The organism is Microbacterium sp. As-52 (genome assembly GCF_049949185.1).
Taxonomy (GTDB): Bacteria; Actinomycetota; Actinomycetes; order Actinomycetales; family Microbacteriaceae; genus Microbacterium; species Microbacterium maritypicum_A.
Genome location: NZ_CP188171.1, coordinates 3,679,009 through 3,696,257 on the forward strand (window position 1 = coordinate 3,679,009; position 17,249 = coordinate 3,696,257).

Annotated in this window: 18 protein-coding genes; 13 read left to right on the forward strand and 5 right to left on the reverse strand. The window is 67.9% G+C overall.

Annotated features, from left to right (window positions below; genetic code table 11):
* Positions 1 to 191 precede the first annotated feature (191 nt).
* The 6 genes from leuC to ACLFA2_RS17740 all read left to right on the forward strand — a co-directional run bounded on the left by leuC (position 192) and on the right by ACLFA2_RS17740 (position 6,543).
* Positions 192 to 1,637, forward strand: a complete 1,446-nt coding sequence (leuC, locus tag ACLFA2_RS17715; protein ID WP_021200426.1) for a 3-isopropylmalate dehydratase large subunit — start codon at positions 192 to 194, stop codon at positions 1,635 to 1,637.
* A 3-nt stretch (positions 1,638 to 1,640) separates the two neighbouring features.
* Positions 1,641 to 2,237, forward strand: coding sequence for a 3-isopropylmalate dehydratase small subunit (leuD, locus tag ACLFA2_RS17720; protein ID WP_426621736.1), 597 nt, complete (start codon positions 1,641 to 1,643; stop codon positions 2,235 to 2,237).
* Between the two features lie 66 nt (positions 2,238 to 2,303).
* Positions 2,304 to 3,671: a UDP-N-acetylglucosamine 1-carboxyvinyltransferase gene (gene murA, locus ACLFA2_RS17725; protein WP_021200428.1), complete on the forward strand. Its 1,368-nt coding sequence runs from the start codon at positions 2,304 to 2,306 to the stop codon at positions 3,669 to 3,671.
* On the forward strand, positions 3,668 to 4,432 hold the full coding sequence (locus tag ACLFA2_RS17730) for a lysophospholipid acyltransferase family protein (RefSeq protein WP_426621737.1): 765 nt from the start codon (positions 3,668 to 3,670) through the stop codon (positions 4,430 to 4,432). Before murA ends, ACLFA2_RS17730 begins: the two co-directional genes overlap by 4 nt.
* Complete coding sequence (locus ACLFA2_RS17735; RefSeq protein ID WP_373695366.1) at positions 4,398 to 5,555, forward strand: NAD(P)H-dependent glycerol-3-phosphate dehydrogenase; 1,158 nt, start codon at positions 4,398 to 4,400, stop codon at positions 5,553 to 5,555. Before ACLFA2_RS17730 ends, ACLFA2_RS17735 begins: the two co-directional genes overlap by 35 nt.
* Positions 5,461 to 6,543, forward strand: a complete 1,083-nt coding sequence (locus ACLFA2_RS17740; RefSeq protein ID WP_426621738.1) for a D-alanine--D-alanine ligase family protein — start codon at positions 5,461 to 5,463, stop codon at positions 6,541 to 6,543. Before ACLFA2_RS17735 ends, ACLFA2_RS17740 begins: the two co-directional genes overlap by 95 nt.
* Positions 6,544 to 6,565: 22 nt before the next feature.
* Here ACLFA2_RS17740 and ACLFA2_RS17745 read toward each other — a convergent pair whose 3' ends face one another.
* Positions 6,566 to 7,048, reverse strand: coding sequence for a DUF3515 domain-containing protein (locus ACLFA2_RS17745; RefSeq protein ID WP_021200432.1), 483 nt, complete (start codon positions 7,046 to 7,048; stop codon positions 6,566 to 6,568).
* A 23-nt stretch (positions 7,049 to 7,071) separates the two neighbouring features.
* Between ACLFA2_RS17745 and thiL the strand changes: the two genes are divergently transcribed.
* Positions 7,072 to 8,067, forward strand: coding sequence for a thiamine-phosphate kinase (thiL, locus tag ACLFA2_RS17750; RefSeq protein ID WP_021200433.1), 996 nt, complete (start codon positions 7,072 to 7,074; stop codon positions 8,065 to 8,067).
* On the opposite strand, the gene rsmD is transcribed toward thiL, so the two are convergent.
* Positions 8,037 to 8,651, reverse strand: coding sequence for a 16S rRNA (guanine(966)-N(2))-methyltransferase RsmD (gene rsmD / locus ACLFA2_RS17755; protein WP_426621739.1), 615 nt, complete (start codon positions 8,649 to 8,651; stop codon positions 8,037 to 8,039). The two genes, thiL and rsmD, sit on opposite strands and share 31 nt — an antisense overlap.
* Positions 8,652 to 8,712: 61 nt before the next feature.
* Between rsmD and ACLFA2_RS17760 the strand changes: the two genes are divergently transcribed.
* The 6 genes from ACLFA2_RS17760 (at position 8,713) to mutM (ending at position 13,809) form a co-directional block, all read left to right on the forward strand.
* Positions 8,713 to 10,887 carry an ATP-dependent DNA helicase RecG gene (locus ACLFA2_RS17760; RefSeq protein WP_426621740.1) on the forward strand — a complete coding sequence of 725 codons (2,175 nt, stop codon included), beginning with the start codon at positions 8,713 to 8,715 and terminating at the stop codon, positions 10,885 to 10,887.
* A 30-nt stretch (positions 10,888 to 10,917) separates the two neighbouring features.
* Positions 10,918 to 11,415, forward strand: a complete 498-nt coding sequence (gene coaD / locus ACLFA2_RS17765; RefSeq protein WP_021200436.1) for a pantetheine-phosphate adenylyltransferase — start codon at positions 10,918 to 10,920, stop codon at positions 11,413 to 11,415.
* Positions 11,416 to 11,486: 71 nt separating this feature from the next.
* Positions 11,487 to 12,035: a YceD family protein gene (locus ACLFA2_RS17770; protein WP_021200437.1), complete on the forward strand. Its 549-nt coding sequence runs from the start codon at positions 11,487 to 11,489 to the stop codon at positions 12,033 to 12,035.
* A 2-nt stretch (positions 12,036 to 12,037) separates the two neighbouring features.
* Positions 12,038 to 12,247: a 50S ribosomal protein L32 gene (gene rpmF / locus ACLFA2_RS17775; RefSeq protein ID WP_017830754.1), complete on the forward strand. Its 210-nt coding sequence runs from the start codon at positions 12,038 to 12,040 to the stop codon at positions 12,245 to 12,247.
* 79 nt (positions 12,248 to 12,326) lie between these two features.
* Positions 12,327 to 12,950, forward strand: a complete 624-nt coding sequence (gene rnc / locus ACLFA2_RS17780; protein WP_243844793.1) for a ribonuclease III — start codon at positions 12,327 to 12,329, stop codon at positions 12,948 to 12,950.
* Positions 12,943 to 13,809 (forward strand): bifunctional DNA-formamidopyrimidine glycosylase/DNA-(apurinic or apyrimidinic site) lyase, encoded by an 867-nt coding sequence (gene mutM, locus ACLFA2_RS17785; protein WP_167254236.1) that lies wholly within the window; start codon positions 12,943 to 12,945, stop codon positions 13,807 to 13,809. Before rnc ends, mutM begins: the two co-directional genes overlap by 8 nt.
* Positions 13,810 to 13,890: 81 nt before the next feature.
* Here mutM and ACLFA2_RS17790 read toward each other — a convergent pair whose 3' ends face one another.
* From ACLFA2_RS17790 to ACLFA2_RS17800, 3 genes are all read right to left on the reverse strand, one after another.
* A complete protein-coding gene (locus ACLFA2_RS17790; protein WP_167254234.1) occupies positions 13,891 to 15,213 on the reverse strand; it encodes an FtsX-like permease family protein in 1,323 nt (440 codons plus the stop codon).
* Positions 15,210 to 15,905, reverse strand: coding sequence for an ABC transporter ATP-binding protein (locus tag ACLFA2_RS17795; RefSeq protein ID WP_426621741.1), 696 nt, complete (start codon positions 15,903 to 15,905; stop codon positions 15,210 to 15,212). Before ACLFA2_RS17795 ends, ACLFA2_RS17790 begins: the two co-directional genes overlap by 4 nt.
* Positions 15,906 to 16,006: 101 nt before the next feature.
* Positions 16,007 to 17,086, reverse strand: a complete 1,080-nt coding sequence (locus ACLFA2_RS17800) for a GNAT family N-acetyltransferase (protein ID WP_021200442.1) — start codon at positions 17,084 to 17,086, stop codon at positions 16,007 to 16,009.
* Positions 17,087 to 17,249 lie beyond the last annotated feature (163 nt).

Genomic DNA, 17,249 nt, shown 5'->3' on the forward strand with positions numbered 1-17,249 from the left:
GCGGTGCCTCTCGGTCGGTCGGGGTGCTCAACAGAGTGTCATGACGGGGAGGAGCATGTCCGAGCGGTGGTAATCTGACGTCATGCGGGCCGTCCTCCTTCTTCTTAGGCGCCGCGACGAGACCTCGTTCTGAGCCCCTCCTCGTCGCGGAGTCCATCGTGGGCCGAACCGCCAGCCACAGGAGACACGCAATGACCACCCCCGCAAACGGTGCCGATTCCGCACGCCGCAGAACTCTCGCAGAGAAGGTCTGGGACGACCATCTCGTCGTGAAGGGTGAGAACGGCGAGCCGGATCTCATCTACATCGACCTGCATCTGGTGCACGAGGTCACCAGCCCGCAGGCCTTCGACGGACTGCGCAGCGAAGACCGCCCGCTGCGCCGTCTCGATCTCACGATCGCCACCGAGGATCACAACACCCCGACGTGGGAGATCGACAAGCCGATCGCCGATCTCACCAGCCGTACGCAGATCGAGACGCTGCGCCGCAACGCCGCCGAGTTCGGGGTGCGTCTGCACTCGCTGGGCGACGCCGAACAGGGCATCGTGCACGTGGTGGGTCCTCAGCTCGGGCTGACGATGCCCGGCATCACGGTGGTGTGCGGCGATTCGCACACGTCGACCCACGGCGCATTCGGCGCGATGGCGTTCGGCATCGGCACGAGCGAGGTCGAGCATGTCATGGCGACCCAGACGCTCCCGCTCAAGCCGTTCAAGACGATGGCGATCAACGTCGAGGGGACGCTCCGCCCCGGTGTCACGGCCAAGGACATCATCCTCGCGGTCATCGCGAAGATCGGCACCGGCGGCGGTCAGGGGTACGTGCTCGAGTACCGCGGCAGCGCCATCCGCGCCCTGTCGATGGAGGGCCGGATGACCATCTGCAACATGTCCATCGAGGCGGGGGCCCGCGCCGGCATGGTCGCTCCCGACGAGACGACGTTCGCATACCTCGAAGGCCGCCCGCATGCGCCGAAGGGACAGGACTGGGAAGAGGCCGTCGCGTACTGGCGCACGCTGCCGACCGACGACGGCGCGACGTTCGACGCCGAGGTGTTCATCGACGCCGACCAGCTCGAGCCCTTCGTGACGTGGGGCACGAACCCCGGTCAGGGCAGCTCGCTCTCGGCCTCGGTGCCCGACCCGGCCGAGATCGACGATCCGAACGAGCGCGCCGCCGCCGAGCGTGCGCTGGAGTACATGGATCTGACTCCGGGGACACCGCTCAAGGAGGTGCCGGTCGACGCGGTCTTCATGGGGTCGTGCACCAACAGCCGTATCGAGGACCTGCGTGCGTTCGCCTCGATCATCGAGGGCAAGAAGAAGGCCGACGGGGTGCGGGTCATGGTCGTCCCCGGATCCGCCAGGGTGCGGCTGGAGGCCGAGGCGGAGGGCCTCGACAAGGTCATCAAGGACTTCGGGGCGGAGTGGCGTTTCGCCGGATGCTCGATGTGCCTCGGGATGAACCCCGATCAGCTGGCTCCGGGGGAGCGCTGTGCGTCCACCTCCAACCGGAACTTCGAGGGCCGGCAGGGCAAGGGAGGGCGCACCCACCTCGTCTCGCCGCTCGTCGCCGCAGCCACCGCGATCCGTGGCACCTTGTCCAGCCCGAGCGACCTCACGGAAGGGTTCTGAATCATGGAGAAGTTCACCACTCACACGGGTATCGCGGCGCCCCTGAAGCGCTCGAACGTCGACACCGATCAGATCATCCCCGCCGTCTTCCTCAAGCGGGTCACGAAGACCGGTTTCGAGGACGCTCTGTTCCATGGATGGCGTCAGGATCCCGATTTCGTTCTCAACCAGGCGCCTTTCCAGGGGGCATCGGTGCTTCTCGCCGGACCCGACTTCGGCACCGGATCCAGCCGCGAGCACGCGGTCTGGGCGCTCCGGGACTTCGGGTTCAAAGTCGTGCTCAGCCCGCGCTTCGCCGACATCTTCCGGGGCAATTCGGGCAAGCAGGGTCTGCTCGCCGCGACGATCTCGGAAGAGGATCTCGAGCGGTTCTGGGCTGAGATCGACCGGAATCCCGGGGTCCAGATGACCGTCGACCTCGAGGCACGCACCGCGTCCATCGGCGACGTCCAGGCCGAGATCGGTATCGACGATTACACTAGATGGCGGCTCCTCGAAGGGCTCGATGACATCGGGCTCACGCTGCGCAACGAAGACAAGATCGCGCAGTTCGAGGCCCGTCGCGAGTCGTGGCGGCCCCGAACCCTTCCCGTTCAGTAAGACGGTGGGGGCGGGGGAGCCAGGGGCAACCCGCCCCCGAAATCCGTGAATGAAGTGAGGCTCCGAATGACGACACCTGTGCGCGACGCTCTTCCGGACGGAGTCCCTGCCCTCACCGGAGACGTCCTCGCCATCCGAGGCGGACGTCCGCTTCGCGGTCGTGTCGATGTCAAGGGCGCGAAGAACCTGGCGACGAAGGCCATGGTCGCCTCGCTCCTGGGCGAGACCGTGAGCACTCTGCGCGACGTGCCGGCGATCAGCGACGTCGCCGTCGTGCGGTCGCTGCTCGAGGTGCACGGCGTTCGCGTATCCGAGGGCGATGAGCCCGGTTCGCTCGTGTTCGACCCGAGCGATGTGGAGTCGGCGCACTTCGAGGAGATCGACGCCCACGCGGGAGCCTCGCGTATCCCGATCCTGTTCTGCGGACCGCTGCTTCACCGTCTCGGTCAGGCGTTCATCCCCGACTTGGGTGGATGCCGCATCGGGGATCGTCCCATCGACTTCCATCTGGACGCTCTGCGCAAGTTCGGCGCGATCGTCGAGAAGCTGCCCAGCGGCATCCGCCTCTCGACGGGGGGAAGCCGTCTGCACGGCGCCAACATCCACCTTCCGTACCCGAGCGTCGGTGCCACGGAGCAGGTGCTGCTCACCGCCGTCCGCGCCGAAGGCGTGACGGAGCTGCGCAACGCGGCCATCGAGCCCGAGATCATGGACCTGATCGCCGTGCTGCAGAAGATGGGCGCCATCATCTCGTACGAGCCGAACCGCGTCATCGTGATCGAGGGCGTCGAGAAGCTCCGCGGATACGACCACAGGTCGATCTTCGACCGCAACGAGGCGGCATCGTGGGCATCCGCGGCGCTGGCTACCGACGGCGAGATCTTCGTCGGCGGCGCCAAGCAGCAGGAGATGCTCACGTTCCTCAACGTCTTCCGCAAGGCGGGCGGCTGGTTCGACATCCAGGAAGACGGCATCCTCTTCCGTCGCGACGGCGACATCAAGCCCGTCGTGATCGAGACCGACGTGCACCCCGGCTTCATGACCGACTGGCAGCAGCCGCTCGTCGTCGCTCTCACGCAGGCACACGGCCGCTCCGTCGTGCACGAGACCGTGTACGAGAATCGGATGGGGTTCACCGATGCCCTGGTCAAGATGGGGGCCGACATCGTCGTGCACCCCCGTGGTCTCCAGGACGGCCCGCGCCGCGTTCCGCGGCGGGACCTGGAGCAGGCGGCAGTCATCACCGGCCCGACGCCTCTGCATGGCGCGGACATCGTGGTTCCCGATCTCCGCGGCGGCTACAGCCATGTGATCGCGGCACTGACGGCCACCGGCGAATCGAAGGTGTCGGGTGTCGACATCCTCAGCCGCGGCTACGAGAAGTTCCTCGCCAAGCTCGACGCGCTCGGCGCCGACTTCGACGTCATCCGGTGACCGCGGTGACGTCCCGATCATCGGAGACGAAGCGTCCGAGCATCTTCTGGCCGCTCGCGGCGCTGATCATCCCGCCGGTCTCTCTGATCGCGAAGATCCGTGTCCGCGGGGCCGAGAAGCTGCCCCAGGAGGGGTCGTACGTCCTGGCGCCGAACCACTACTCCGAGTTCGATCCGCTCATCGTCGCCGTCGCCGTGTGGCGCTCCGGTCGCGCGCCGCGGTTCATGGCGAAGGAGAGCCTCTTCTCGGTCCCGGTGCTGGGCTGGTTCCTGCACCGCGCCGGGATGATCCCGGTCGCGCGCACCTCGTCCGCTGCCTCCGCACGGCAGACGATGAAGCAGTCGGAGGAGCTCGTCGAGCACGGCCGCGGCGTGATCGTCTACCCGGAGGGCACGCTCACGCGTGATCCCGACCTGTGGCCGATGCGCGGCAAGTCGGGTGCGGTACGCCTGGCCCTCGCCGATGGCATCCCGCTGATTCCGATGGCCCAGTGGGGCACCCAGGCGATCATGGGGCGCTACCAGAAGGGTCTGAGCCTCTGGCCGCTGCGCAAGCCGGTCCAGGTGCTCATCGGCGATCCGGTCGACGTCTCCGATCTGCGCGATCGTGCCGGAGAGCCGGCGGCCCTCACCGAGGCCACCAATCGACTCATGAACGCGATCACCGCGCTCCTCGAGGAGCTGCGGGACGAGAAGGCACCGGCGGAGCGGTGGAACCCCGCGAGCCATGGGCAGAAGGAGACCGGGCGCCTTGACTCCTAAGAGAACCGTTGCAGCAGGCCCACGGGCCACCGTCATCGGCTCGGGCAGCTGGGGGACCACCTTCGGCAAGATCCTCGCCGACGGGGGCGCCCAGGTGACGATGTGGGCGCGTCGTGCCGAACTCGCCCAGGAGATCAACGAGGCCAAGCGCAATTCGCGCTACCTGCCAGGGATCAACCTTCCCCGCACGATGGCGGCGACCCACGAGCTCGCGACCGCGCTGGAGGGGGTGGACCAGGTCTATCTCTCCGTACCGAGTCAGTCGCTGCGCGAGAACCTGAAAGCTCTGCGGCCGCTGATCGCGGACAGCGACGCGAAGATCATCAGCCTCATGAAGGGTGTCGAACGCGGCACCGGATTGCGCATGAGCCAGGTGATCCAGCAGGAGCTGCGGTGTGACCCCGATCGCATCGCGGTGGCTTCGGGGCCGAACCTCGCCCTCGAGATCGCCCGGGAGCAGCCGACCGCCGCCGTCATCTCCTCACGCAGCCAGGAGACGGCGGAGATCGTCGCACGCGCGGCCCGCAACAGCTACTTCCGTACCTTCGTGAACACCGATGTGATCGGTACCGAGTTCGGTGGCGTCCTCAAGAACCTGATCGCCGTGGCCATCGGCATCGTGGACGGTGTCGGCTACGGCGAGAACACCAAGGCGTCGATCATCACCCGTGGACTGGTCGAGATGACCGACTTCGCGGTCGCGAACGGCGCGCACCCGGAGACGCTTCAGGGCCTCGCCGGTCTGGGCGACCTCATCGCCACGTGCCAGTCGCCACTGAGCCGCAACAATACCGCCGGGCGACTGCTCGGTCAGGGATACAGCTTCCAGGACGTCGTGAAGCAGATGCAGCAGACAGCCGAGGGACTCGCCTCCGTCGCGCCCATCCTGCAGCTCGCTCGCGAAGCCGAGGTCGACATGCCCATCGTCGAGCAGGTGAAGATGGTGCTCGACGGCAAGATGGATCCGCGAGACATCGCACCCCATCTGACGACGGACGACGACACCCCGCAGGGTGAGAGGACCAACCATGGACAAGCAGACGGTGGTGGTGCTCTTCGGCGGGCGCTCCAGCGAGCATTCGATCAGCTCCGCAACGGCGGGGGGCGTGCTGGGCGCGATTGACCGCGACCGCTACGCCGTGATCCCCGTCGGGATCACCCGTGAAGGAGCGTTCGTCCTCGAGGACGACGATCCGGCGAAGTTCCCGCTCGATGCCGCGCACCTCCCCGAAGTCGTCGACAACGGCACTCGGGTGCTGTGGCCGGAACCCGGTGGCGACCGCACGTTGCGGGTCGTGCACGCCGATGGCACCGTCGAGGGGCTGGGGGAGATCGACGTCGTCCTGCCCATCCTGCACGGACCCCACGGGGAGGATGGCACGATCCAGGGCTACTTCGACACCCTCGAGGTCCCCTACGCCGGAGGCGGTGTCCTCGATTCCGCTCTGTGCATGGACAAGCACTTCATGAAGATCGCGCTCGAGGCATCCGGCATCGCGGTCGCGCCGTGGGTGACGGTGCGCCGAAAGGACTGGGACCGCAGTGCCGCAGACGTGCGTGCGCGTGCTGCGGGACTCGGCCTCCCGGTGTTCGTGAAGCCCGCCCGTGCGGGCTCGAGCGTCGGAGTGTCCAAGGTCGAGACCGCCGACGAGCTCGACGCGGCTCTGGCGGTGGCTTTCGCCGAAGACGACAAGGTCCTGATCGAAACCGGGGTGAGCGGGCGCGAGATCGAGGTGGCGGTGCTCGAGACCGCTGACGGAGTCAAGGCTTCGCTGCCCGGCGAGATCGTCTTGACGTCGCGGGGCTTCTACGATTTCGAGGGCAAGTACCTGGGCGGTGACGGCGTGGACGTCGTGTGTCCGGCCGAGGTGACGGATGCGGAGTGCGCAGCGATCCAGGAGATCGGCGTCCGCGCGTTCGAGGCTGTCGACGGACGAGGCCTCGCTCGTGTCGACATGTTCCTGACGCCGTCGGGTGAACTCGTGGTCAACGAGCTCAACACGATGCCGGGATTCACCCCGATCTCGATGTTCCCCAAGTGCTGGGTCGCATCGGGCCTGAGCTACGGCGATCTCATCACCGAGCTCATCGAAGCGGGCCTGCGCCGCTGAGATCGGAGTTCCCCGGGGGCGGTCAGCCCGCGGGGAACTCGACGCGGTCCGTGCACTGTCCGGTCGCCGGCTGGAGCCCGGACTGGATGCTCGCCGAGATCTTGTCGACGATCGCCTGGAAGTCGATCTGTTCGCCACGGCGGATCGTCACTTCCACCGCGGGGTCGCGACCGAAGGTGACGAGGCGCTGACGGTCCTCTTCCTGGTCGAGCACGAGCCAGTCGACGCCGCCGAGGGTCGTGCACACCAGGGCCGACGGCGCAGGGGGTTCGACACCGCACCGCAGCACGACTGTGGGGTCGCCCCAGGCACCGGTCGCCTGCGCGTCGGTGAAGACACGATCGAGTCCGCCGACGGACTCCGGCAGCAGCACCGAGACGTTCGCACACGCCGGATTGTTCGCATCGGCTGCGGGCTCGAGGTGCACGGTGGTCGAGCAGCCGGCGAGCACCGCGGTGAGGGTCACTGCCCCGGCGAGGACAGCGAGGCGACGGGAACGGGGCATGCTTCCAGGCTACCTTTGACAGCATGCCCTCCCGACACGAAGCCGACGATCCGCGCCTGGGAGATCTCTCCGAAGGGCGCATCCTGCAGGCGATCCTGACACGGACGCCGACGGGGGCCCACACGCTCATCGGGCCGGGAGACGATGCGGCGGTGATCGCCACGCCGTCGGGTTCCGTGGTCGCGACGACGGACACGCTCGTGCACGGCCCGGACTTCCGGCTCGCATGGTCGAGCGGGTACGACCTCGGCTGGAAGGCCGCAGCGGTGAACCTCGCGGATGTCGCGGCGATGGGGGCGCGCCCGACCGCGCTGCTGGTCGCTCTCGCGGTGCCGCGCGACCTGCGGCTCTCTTTCGTGGAGCGGCTCGCCGACGGCTTCCGCGATGCGTGTGCCGCGCTCGCCCCCGGCTGCGCCGTGGTCGGCGGCGACCTGACGGTGTCGGATGTGCTGACCGTGGCGGTGACGGCGCTGGGCGACCTCGAGGGACGCACTGCCGTGACCAGGAGCGGTGCGCGCCCCGGAGATGTCGTCGCGGTCGCCGGTGAACTCGGTCATGCCGCACGTGGACTCGCGGTGCTGTTCGGTCGATTCCGAGACGGCGACGTGCCGGTGGCTGTCGATGCCGCGAAGCTCGCCGCCGGAGAGCGCGCGGCGGTGACGGCGCAGCTGCGGCCCGCGCCCCCGATCGGCCTCGGCGCAGTCGCCGCGACGGCGGGGGCGACGGCGATGATGGACGTGTCCGACGGACTCGCCCTCGATGCGCGACGGATGGCCGCGGCTTCCGGCGTCACGATCGCGCTGGAACGAGACCTTCTCGGGGACGATCCTGAGCGTGCGATCGCCGGAGGGGAGGATCACGCCCTGCTCGCCGCGTTCCCCGAGGGCGTGCTCCCGCCCGGGTTCCGCGTCATCGGCGCCGTTCGTGCTGCCGGACCGGAAGATCTGCTCTGCGATGACCTTCCGGTCGACCTCAGCGGGTGGGACCCCTATCGGGACTGGGACTCGGTCGCAGGCTGATCGACCGGCTCGTCGTCCTCGCCGGCAGCGGGCTCGGCCCACCAGATGGTGGTGTCGCCGTAGGTCTTCTCGCGGAACTGCGCGAGGTTCGCCGCGCCGAAGTCCGGGGTCGTGGAGCGGCGAGCCCGTTCCACGACGACGACGGCGTCCGACGACAGGAGCGGTGCGAGGGCGACGAGATCGGCGGTCATGGCGACGTCGTCGAGGTCGTACGGCGGATCGGTGAAGACGAGGTCGAAGGGTCCCGTCGCGCGCTGCAGGAACGCATGCACCGTGCTCTCGTGCACACGACCGAGCGGGAGGCTGCCGGCCTTCGCGACCACGCCGGCGTTTCGTCGGACGATGGCGGCGGCCGGGCGCCCGCGCTCCACGAAGTCGGCACTCGCGGCTCCGCGGCTGAGCGACTCCAAGCCCAGGGCTCCCGATCCGGCGTAGAGATCGAGGACCCGCGCCCCGGCGATCGCGCTCAGTGATTCCAGCCCGCCGAACAACGACTCGCGCACCCGATCGCTCGTGGGCCGTGTGCCCGAGCCCGGCACCTCGAGTCGGGCTCCTCTGGCGCTGCCTGCGATGATCCTCGTCACCCGTTCACGATACGACAGGCGGGATGTCTGCCGTGTCCGTCGCGTTCCCTAGACTCGGAACATGTCGCTCACGCTCGATTCCTCGTTGGAGGATGCGCTCGGTGCGGCGTCTGCCAAGACGCTCGGTCGCGCCTTCGGCATGAAGAGCGTCGGTGACCTTATCGCGCACTATCCTCGGCGCTACGCCGATCCGGGCGAGCTGACTCCGATCCGCGACCTCCCCCTCGGCGAGACGGTGACCATCGTCGCGGAGGTGCTGTCGTCCAGCTTCCGTCGCATGCGCAATCGTCCGGGAGCCATGGTCGATGTCGTGATCGGTGACGGCATCGGACGCATGTCGTTGACGTTCTTCGCGAAGAACGTCGGTGCTGCCGAGTGGCGATCGAAGGATCTGGCGGTGGGACGAAGGGGTGTGTTCTCGGGAAAGGTCGGCGAGTTCAACGGTGTGACGCAGTTCGCGCACCCCGAATACGAGCTGTTCGACGACGAGGACTCGGCCCGACGCAGTGCGGATGCGCGGGCCGCCGTCCCGATCCCGATCTACCCGGCTACCTCGGCGATCCAGACCTGGCAGATCGCTCGACTCATCGGACGCGTGCTGGATGATCTCTCCGACGCGCCGGACCCGTTGACGGCGGAGATCCGGGAACGAGAAGAGCTGCTCACCGCCCGCGAGGCCCTGGAGCTTGTGCACCGTCCCCGTACTCGCAACGACATCGATCCCGCCGTGCGAACCCTGCGCATGCACGAGGCGCTCACCTTGCAGACCGCGCTGCTCCAGCAGCGCGATGCGATCCGTGCCCTCTCCGCCACGTCACGGCCTGCGCGTGCCGGCGGACTGCTCGAACGCTTCGACGCGAGCCTCCCGTACACGCTCACGCCCGATCAGGAGACGGTGGGACACCAGATCGCCGAGGATCTCGTGGGTGCCTGGCCGATGAACCGGCTCGTCCAGGGAGAGGTCGGTTCGGGTAAGACCCTCGTGGCTCTCCGCGCGATGCTGCAGGTCGCCGAGAGCGGCGGGCAGGCGGCGCTGATCGCTCCGACAGAGGTGCTGGCGGGTCAGCACCTGCGTTCCATCGCGAAGATGCTGGGTCCCGATCTCGCGCCCCAGCTGATGCCGACGCTGTTGACCGGTCAGATGCCGGCGGCGGAGCGTCGCAAGGCTGCTCTGCGGGTTGCTTCCGGTCAGGCGCTGATCGTCGTCGGAACCCACGCGCTGCTGGGGGAGAAGACCACGTTCGCCGACCTCGGCCTGGTCGTGGTCGACGAGCAGCACCGGTTCGGTGTCGAGCAGCGCGAGGCTCTACGGGCGAAGGGGTCGAGCCCGCATGCCCTCGTGCTGACCGCGACGCCGATTCCGCGGACGGTCGCGATGACGGTCTTCGGCGACCTCGACACCTCGGTCATCCGCACCATGCCGGCCGGGCGCGCGGGTATCGAGTCGTTCGTGGCGCCGCTCGCTGAGCACCCGGGGTGGTTCAACCGTGTCTGGGAGCGCGCTGCGGAGGAGATCGCTCAGGGACGACAGGTCTTCGCCGTCTGTGCAGCGATCGACACCACCAAGAAGACGACGGAGGCGGGGGAGCAGCCGTCGCTCGCTCCAGAAGGGGCCTCCGGGCCGCGATGGGGCGTCGTACAGCTCGACGAAGCCCTCGCCACCCATCCCACTCTGGGCGGATTGCGCCGCGCCGTTCTGCACGGTCGTATGCCGTCGGACGAGAAGGACGCGGTGATGCAGTCGTTCGCCCGGGGAGACATCGATCTGCTGCTCGCCACCACGGTGATCGAGGTCGGCGTCGACGTGCCCAACGCCTCCACGATGATCGTTCTCGATGCCGATCGTTTCGGCGTCTCGCAGCTGCACCAGCTTCGAGGGCGCGTCGGTCGAGGGGGTGTGCCGGGGCTCTGCCTGCTCGTGACCGAGGCTGAGGCCGGGTCGCTCGCCCGTGACCGCGTCGACGCGGTCGCCGCCACGCTCGACGGGTTCGCCCTGGCGGAGGTCGATCTGGAGCTGCGCGGCGAGGGCGATGTGCTCGGCGCCGCACAGGCGGGTGTGCGCTCTTCTCTGAAACTCCTCCGCGTCGTCAAGGATGCCGGCCTCATCACGCGTGCGCGCGAGGTGGCGGAGAGCATCCTCTCCGTCGATCCGGATCTGGCCGACCACCCGGGCCTGCGCGAGGCGATCGGACGACGTGTGAGCGACGAGGATCGAGCGGCGCTGGCGAAGAACTGAACCGGAACCGGCGTGCCCTAGGCTGGAAACATGAGCAGCCGGATCGCCGTCGTCCCGGGTTCCTTCGATCCGCCGACCCTGGGTCACCTCGATGTGATTCGGCGCGCGGCCGCCCTTTACGACGAACTGCATGTGCTCGTCGTGCACAACCCGGGCAAAGAGGCGATGCTGCCGATCGCACAGCGGCTCTCCCTGCTGGAGAAGTCGATCGCGGATGACGGCATGCAGGGCAACATCGTGATCGGTTCGTGGAGCATGGGTCTCCTGGTCGACTACGCCCGCGATGTCGATGCCGGGGTGCTGGTGAAGGGTATTCGCTCGCAGATCGACGTCGCGTACGAGTCTCCGATGGCGATCGTCAACAGGCACCTCGCCGGTATCGAGACGGTGTTCCTTCTGCCCGACCCGTCGCACGCGATGGTGTCGAGTTCGCTCGTGCGCCAGGTGGCTTCCCTCGGCGGCGACGTGACCCCGTTCGTTCCCGCAGCGGTGGCAGATTTCCTCGACACCGGTTCCCGCGGTATCTGAGTCCCTTCCCTGAGCGCGCGGTCAGGGCGACCGCTCGCGTCGGCCGGTAGCATGGAACGGTGCGCTCTCGAATGAACGGCCCTTTTGTCCTCCCCGTCCGCGACATCGTCCGGCGCCCGGGAGAGATGCGCGAGCACGAGTTCACCGTCGCTCTCTCCGAAGCCTGGGGTGAGGGGATCGTGTCCTACGAGGCGGGATCCGAACTCGATCTCGACGTCCGGCTGGAGTCCGTCCACGAGGGCATCCTCGTGTCGGGAACCGCTGACGCCGAGTACGTCGGTGTGTGCGGAAGATGCCTCATCGACATCACTCGGCCCGTCGAAGTCGAGTTCCAGGAGCTTTTCGCGTATCCTGGTGAGGAAGAAACTGACTTCGAGGTTCAAGACGACCACGTGGATCTTGAAACTCTCGTCAGGGATGCGGCCGTACTGGCACTTCCTTTTCAGCCGGTGTGTCAGCCGGATTGCCCGGGTCTTGACCCGAAAACGGGTGAACGACTGACCGTGAGCACCGGAACGGAGCAGGCCGCTCCCATCGATCCTCGGTGGAGTGCGCTCCAGAACATCACAGACCAAGACGGCACGGAAGAATCTCGTGCCGCCGAGAAAGAAGAGAGCTAGTCATGGCTGGTAACCCCCCGAAGCGCAAGGTATCCCGTTCGAACACCCGCTCGCGCCGCGCGCAGTGGAAGGCGGCGCCCGTCGCGCTCGTCAAGACGATCGAGAACGGCCAGGTCGTCTACAGCCGTCCCCACCAGGCGAAGGTCGTCACCGACTCGCAGGGCACGGAGCTCTTCCTGGAGTACAAGGGCCGCAAGGTCGCTGACGTCTGAGTCGCGTACCGTGACGGAGGTCCCCGGGGGGACGAGGCCTCTCCCAGATAAGCTCCGCGTCGATATCGACGCGGAGCTTATGGAGTTGGCCCTGACCCACCGCTCCTACGCGTACGAACACGGCGGCATCCCGCACAACGAGCGACTGGAGTTCCTCGGAGACTCCGTCCTCGGGCAGGCGGTGACCGTCATGCTCTTCACCACGCACCCCGACCTCGATGAGGGCGAACTGGCGAAGCGGCGTGCGAGCGTCGTGTCGACGGTCGCTCTCGCCGAGGTCGCTCGAGGGATCGACCTCGGCAGCCATCTGCTGCTCGGTCGCGGCGAAGAGCAGACGGGTGGCCGAGACAAGGATTCGATCCTCGCCGACACGATGGAAGCCGTCATCGGAGCCACCTACCTTTCCGCAGGTCCCGAGGCCGCCACGGAACTCGTGTTGCGTCTGACGAAACCGCTGCTGGCCGACCCGGAACGCTACGGCGCGGCGATGGACCCGAAGACCAGCCTGCAGGAACTCGCGGCCCGCGTCGGTGCGACGCCTCCGCAGTACTCGGTGGAGGCGAGCGGCCCGGATCACGACCGTCGTTTCGTGGCGACCGTCATCGTCGGCGACGTGAGCATGACCGGTGCCGGCAGCAGCAAGAAGACAGCCGAGATGGCCGCGGCTCTCAGTGCCTGGCGCACCCTCAGCGAGCGTGCCTGAGCTTCCCGAGGTCGAGGTGGTCCGGGCGGGCCTCGCCCCGGCCGCGGTCGGATCTCTGATCACCGCGGTGAGCGTGTTCGACGAGCGAGCGCTCACGCGGCACGTCGCCGGTGCCGCCGATTTCGTCGCTCGTCTCGAGGGGCGGACCTTCAGCGCAGCCTCTCGCCGGGGGAAGTTCCTCTGGCTTCCGCTCGACGATGAGGATTCCGCGCTCATCGCGCACCTCGGGATGAGCGGACAGATGCTGTTGCGCGCACCGGACGCCGGTGCCGAGCGGCATGAGCGGGTGCGCATCGGCATCGAGCATCCCGTCCACGGCGAACTCGCGATCGTTTTCGCCGACCAGCGCACCTTCGGGTCACTCGCGGTCGATGCCCTGGTGGATGACGACGGTTCTTCGATTCCGACGCAGGTCGCGCACATCGCCCGCGATCCGCTGGATCCGGCTTTCGACGACCGGGCGTTCCGTGCCGCTCTGGCACGGCGGGGGAGCGCGATCAAGCGCGTACTCCTCGACCAGGGCGTCGTGAGTGGGATCGGCAACATCTATGCCGATGAGTCGCTGTGGGCGGCGCGCATCCACCCGGAGACACCATCCGACCGACTCTCCACACAGGCGGTGCGCCGACTGCTGAACGAGGTGCGGCTCGTGCTGGCGAAGGCGCTCGCGGAGGGCGGCACCAGCTTCGATGCGCAGTACGTGAATGTGAACGGCCAGGCCGGGTACTTCGCGCACTCGCTCAATGCCTACGGGCAGCAGGGAAAGCCCTGCCCGCGATGTGGCACGCCGATCATCCGGGAGAGCTTCATGAATCGCGGTTCGCACTTCTGCCCGCGGTGCCAGCGGCTGCCGAAGTAGGTCGCGTGCTCGGGCCGGGAGCCTGAACGCTGTGTGCGTCAGGCTCCCGGCCCGTCAGTCACCGCAGGTGCGGAGTGGCGGTCACGCCGTCTGGAAGGAGCGCTGGAGCAGCGGGCGGGTGGCCCATGTGGTCGCCCACACCACACCGATCCCGACGGTGACCACGAGCGCGATGGTCATCAGAGAGACCGGAGCGGTGATCAGCGCGATACCGACCAGCGGGAACACCAGGAGCGCAGCCACCAGCGCCGACCCGATCGCCGTCACGAGCAGAGGCGACATGATCGCGCGTCGGCGTGCCCGGTCCACGGTGTCGAGCGGCATTCCGAGGTGGTGCAGGCTGCGGTGCAGTTCGCTCTGGTCGAGAACGTCCGAGGCCTGATTGACGCCGACGGACGCCGCGACCATCAGGAAGGAGCCGATGAGCGTGATGATGAGTCCCGTGCGGATGTCGTCGGCGAGCGCGATGTCGGCAGCGGCGGCGTCGGAATCGCTCATCATGCTCATCAGCGCCACTCCGGTGCCGGCGAAGACGGCCATGAAGCTCGCCATGGCGATTCCACCCACCTGGCGCCAGGCTGCCTTGGGCGAGTCCAGCACGATGCGTGCGGCCAGCAGCCGCTCGGGTCGCTCGGCGCGACGCAACTGACGCGATGCCGCGACCTTGAGCACCCACGGTCCCACGAGATTCAACACACCGAGTGCGGCACCGAACAGTCCCGCGAGGACGACGATCGTCATCACGACTCCACCCACCGAGGGGAACACCTTGATGAGTGCGAACGCGATGGCGATCGCGCCGGCTGCCAGTACTGCTCGAATCCAGTGCACCTTCGGCACATCAGTGCGCGTACGGACGCCCAGCGGCGAGATGACGACGCGACGAAGTCCGATGACGGCGCTGGTGGCTGCGAGCGCGAGCACGGCGACCACGACGATGACGGTCTGCAGCGGAGGGAGGACCACGGCCGCGAACCCGAGCGGCTCCCCGCGGAACGGGATGAGCCCGATGAGCGGACTGATAGCGACATGCCCGATGACGCCGGCGAGGGCGCCGACCGCCGCGACGAGGACGGACTCCGTGACCGTCGCGATCGTCACCCCGCCAGGTGACACACCGAGCAGGCGGAGGGTGGAGAGCCGTTCATCGCGTCGACGCGCGGAGAGACGAGCCGCTGCCCCGCCGAGGGACATCAGCGGCACGACCAGGAGAACGAGAGCGATCGCTGCAAGCCCCTGGTATAGGGGTGCGAACTCATCGGTCCATCCCCAGAAGGACTGTGCGCCCCCGATGACCGTGAGCACCAATGTGGTCACGACCCCGAACGCGACGACGGGCAACGCGAGGACGCTGCCCTGTCCGGGCGCCGGACGCAGGAGGAGCGCCAGCACGTTGCGATTCATGCGGCCACCGCCGAGGAGATGATACGTCCGTCGCGCACGGCGATCGTACGGGAGCAGCGGGCGGCCACCTCCGGGTCGTGTGTGACCACGACGAGTGTCCGCCCCTGCCCGGTCGTCGACCACAGCAGGGCGTCCATCACCTCGGAGGAGGTGGTCGAATCGAGCGCACCGGTCGGTTCGTCGGCGAAGACGAGCTCTGCGCCGGTGGCCTGTGCTCGGGCGATCGCGACGCGTTGTGCCTGACCGCCGGAGAGCTCGCCGATGCGGCGTTCCTCCATACCGGCGAGTCCGAGGGCCGCGAGCCAGGATCCTGCGTGCTGTACGGCATCCTGACGACGGACGCCGTTGATCATGGATGCGAGAGCCACGTTCTCGACGGCGGTCAGCTCGGGAATGAGAAGCCCCTGCTGGAAGACGAAGCCGAACCTCTCGCGACGCAGACGCGACCGCGTGGACTCGCCGAGTGCGGTGACCTCGATCGGGGCGCCCTCGGCGGGGCGGAACAGTACGCTGCCGGAATCGGGGGCGGTGATCCCGGCCAGCACGTGGAGGAGCGTGGTCTTCCCCGATCCGGAGGCGCCCATGATCGCGACGGCCTCGCCACGATGGATCGCGAGGTCGAGGCCGGCGAGAGCGCGGGTCGTCCCGAAGTTCTTGATGAGGGCGTGGGCTTCGATCACGGGGATGTTCATGGTTCCAGCCTCGCCGAGCGATCCTGCGCCGTCGTCGCCCCGGCGGATGACCGCGCGGGCCCGACGTCATCCCGAAGAATGAGATCGGGTCCGCGCGCACCTCAGATCTTCTTCTGCCACGCGCCCGCGTACGACACGGGCACGAAGCCGATCGCCTCGTTGATGCTCAGCATCGGTCGGTTCTCCTCGGCGTTGAAGGTGGAGACGACGGTCGAGAGAGGCATGAGCTCGCGCCATCGGAGCAGGTTCGCGCACTTCACGATCGTGCCGAGGCGGTGCCCTCGGTGCTCCTTGCTGACCAACGTTCCGAACTGATGGGTGACACCGGTGCGATCCGCGGCGATGAGCAACTCGTTGTAGGCGACGAGCTGGCCGCTCGGCACATGTAGCACGGCGGCCACGGACACCGTCTGACCCGCACCGAGAAGTCGCGCTTCGCGGCGGACGACGCGGTCCGCGTCCCAGTGTTCCTCGGCGAAGTCCATGTCGCCGCTCGGGGCATCCGTGGAAAGACGTGCGAGCACGGCGGCGAAGCCGTCCCGCCACTCCGGAGGCGTCGGCATGTTCCACTCGACGATGCGGTAGTCCGGCCCGGCGAACGCGCTCGCGTCCGCCAGAGCATCGCGGAGCGGGCGGACGTCGCTGTGCAGGTCATACTCACTGTTGCGCTCGACCTGTTCCAGCGAGTAACCATGGTCCTCGGCGAGCTCGGAGAGCGGGGTGGCGGGGATGCGTCCCCATCCCGTTCGAGGCACGAGCATCCGGTCGGCTTCCACGGGACGGTGGAGACTCCAGATCTGCAGGACGGTTCGCCCGTGAGCGCGTGCTTCTTCTTCGGCGCGGTCGAGCAGAGCGGCCTCGACGCCGAGCCCCCAGTGCGCTTGCGGAACCAAGAGGTCGATCTCGGCCGCATGGGCTTCGGCCTCCTGGGCGAGTGTGACCGTCACCATGCCGACGATCTCGTCATCGATCCGTGCCACGAACCCACGGTCGAGCGCGTCGCTGTCGTCCTGCCAGTTCGGCAGCATCTGCGCGGCGTCCGGGGCGAGATCGGGGAGTCCCACCTGCTCGTCGCACACGAGTCGGTTGAGGTCTCCGTACGCGCGGAACTCCGCGGCGTCGTCGGCATCCAGGGAGACCGGCACGATCAGCGGTGTGATGGTCGGTTCGGTGGTCTTCATGTCAGTTTCTTTCGTGCAGGTGCTCAGGGTGATGATCGAGGCCGGGCGTCTACGGGATTCGACGTTCGCGCCACGAGGAGACGGAACCTCTGTGCGCGCCCGCCCGCGGACTACACGGGCGGGCGCACTCAGAGGGGGACGGTGCTGAGGAGGGCGACCGCTG

Bases quoted from the DNA above. Each gene is read 5' to 3' on its own strand.
- leuD (WP_426621736.1), top strand. From the start codon at position 1,641: ATGGAGAAGTTCACCACTCACACGGGTATCGCGGCGCCCCTGAAGCGC.
- ACLFA2_RS17770 (WP_021200437.1), top strand. From the start codon at position 11,487: ATGAACGGCCCTTTTGTCCTCCCCGTCCGCGACATCGTCCGGCGCCCG.
- murA (WP_021200428.1), top strand. From the start codon at position 2,304: ATGACGACACCTGTGCGCGACGCTCTTCCGGACGGAGTCCCTGCCCTC.
- leuC (WP_021200426.1), top strand. From the start codon at position 192: ATGACCACCCCCGCAAACGGTGCCGATTCCGCACGCCGCAGAACTCTC.
- ACLFA2_RS17745 (WP_021200432.1), bottom strand. From the start codon at position 7,048: ATGCCCCGTTCCCGTCGCCTCGCTGTCCTCGCCGGGGCAGTGACCCTC.
- rpmF (WP_017830754.1), top strand. From the start codon at position 12,038: ATGGCTGGTAACCCCCCGAAGCGCAAGGTATCCCGTTCGAACACCCGC.
- ACLFA2_RS17800 (WP_021200442.1), bottom strand. From the start codon at position 17,086: ATGAAGACCACCGAACCGACCATCACACCGCTGATCGTGCCGGTCTCC.
- ACLFA2_RS17795 (WP_426621741.1), bottom strand. From the start codon at position 15,905: ATGAACATCCCCGTGATCGAAGCCCACGCCCTCATCAAGAACTTCGGG.
- ACLFA2_RS17760 (WP_426621740.1), top strand. From the start codon at position 8,713: ATGTCGCTCACGCTCGATTCCTCGTTGGAGGATGCGCTCGGTGCGGCG.
- ACLFA2_RS17790 (WP_167254234.1), bottom strand. From the start codon at position 15,213: ATGAATCGCAACGTGCTGGCGCTCCTCCTGCGTCCGGCGCCCGGACAG.
- rnc (WP_243844793.1), top strand. From the start codon at position 12,327: ATGGAGTTGGCCCTGACCCACCGCTCCTACGCGTACGAACACGGCGGC.
- thiL (WP_021200433.1), top strand. From the start codon at position 7,072: ATGCCCTCCCGACACGAAGCCGACGATCCGCGCCTGGGAGATCTCTCC.
- ACLFA2_RS17735 (WP_373695366.1), top strand. From the start codon at position 4,398: ATGGGCAGAAGGAGACCGGGCGCCTTGACTCCTAAGAGAACCGTTGCA.
- ACLFA2_RS17740 (WP_426621738.1), top strand. From the start codon at position 5,461: ATGGACAAGCAGACGGTGGTGGTGCTCTTCGGCGGGCGCTCCAGCGAG.
- coaD (WP_021200436.1), top strand. From the start codon at position 10,918: ATGAGCAGCCGGATCGCCGTCGTCCCGGGTTCCTTCGATCCGCCGACC.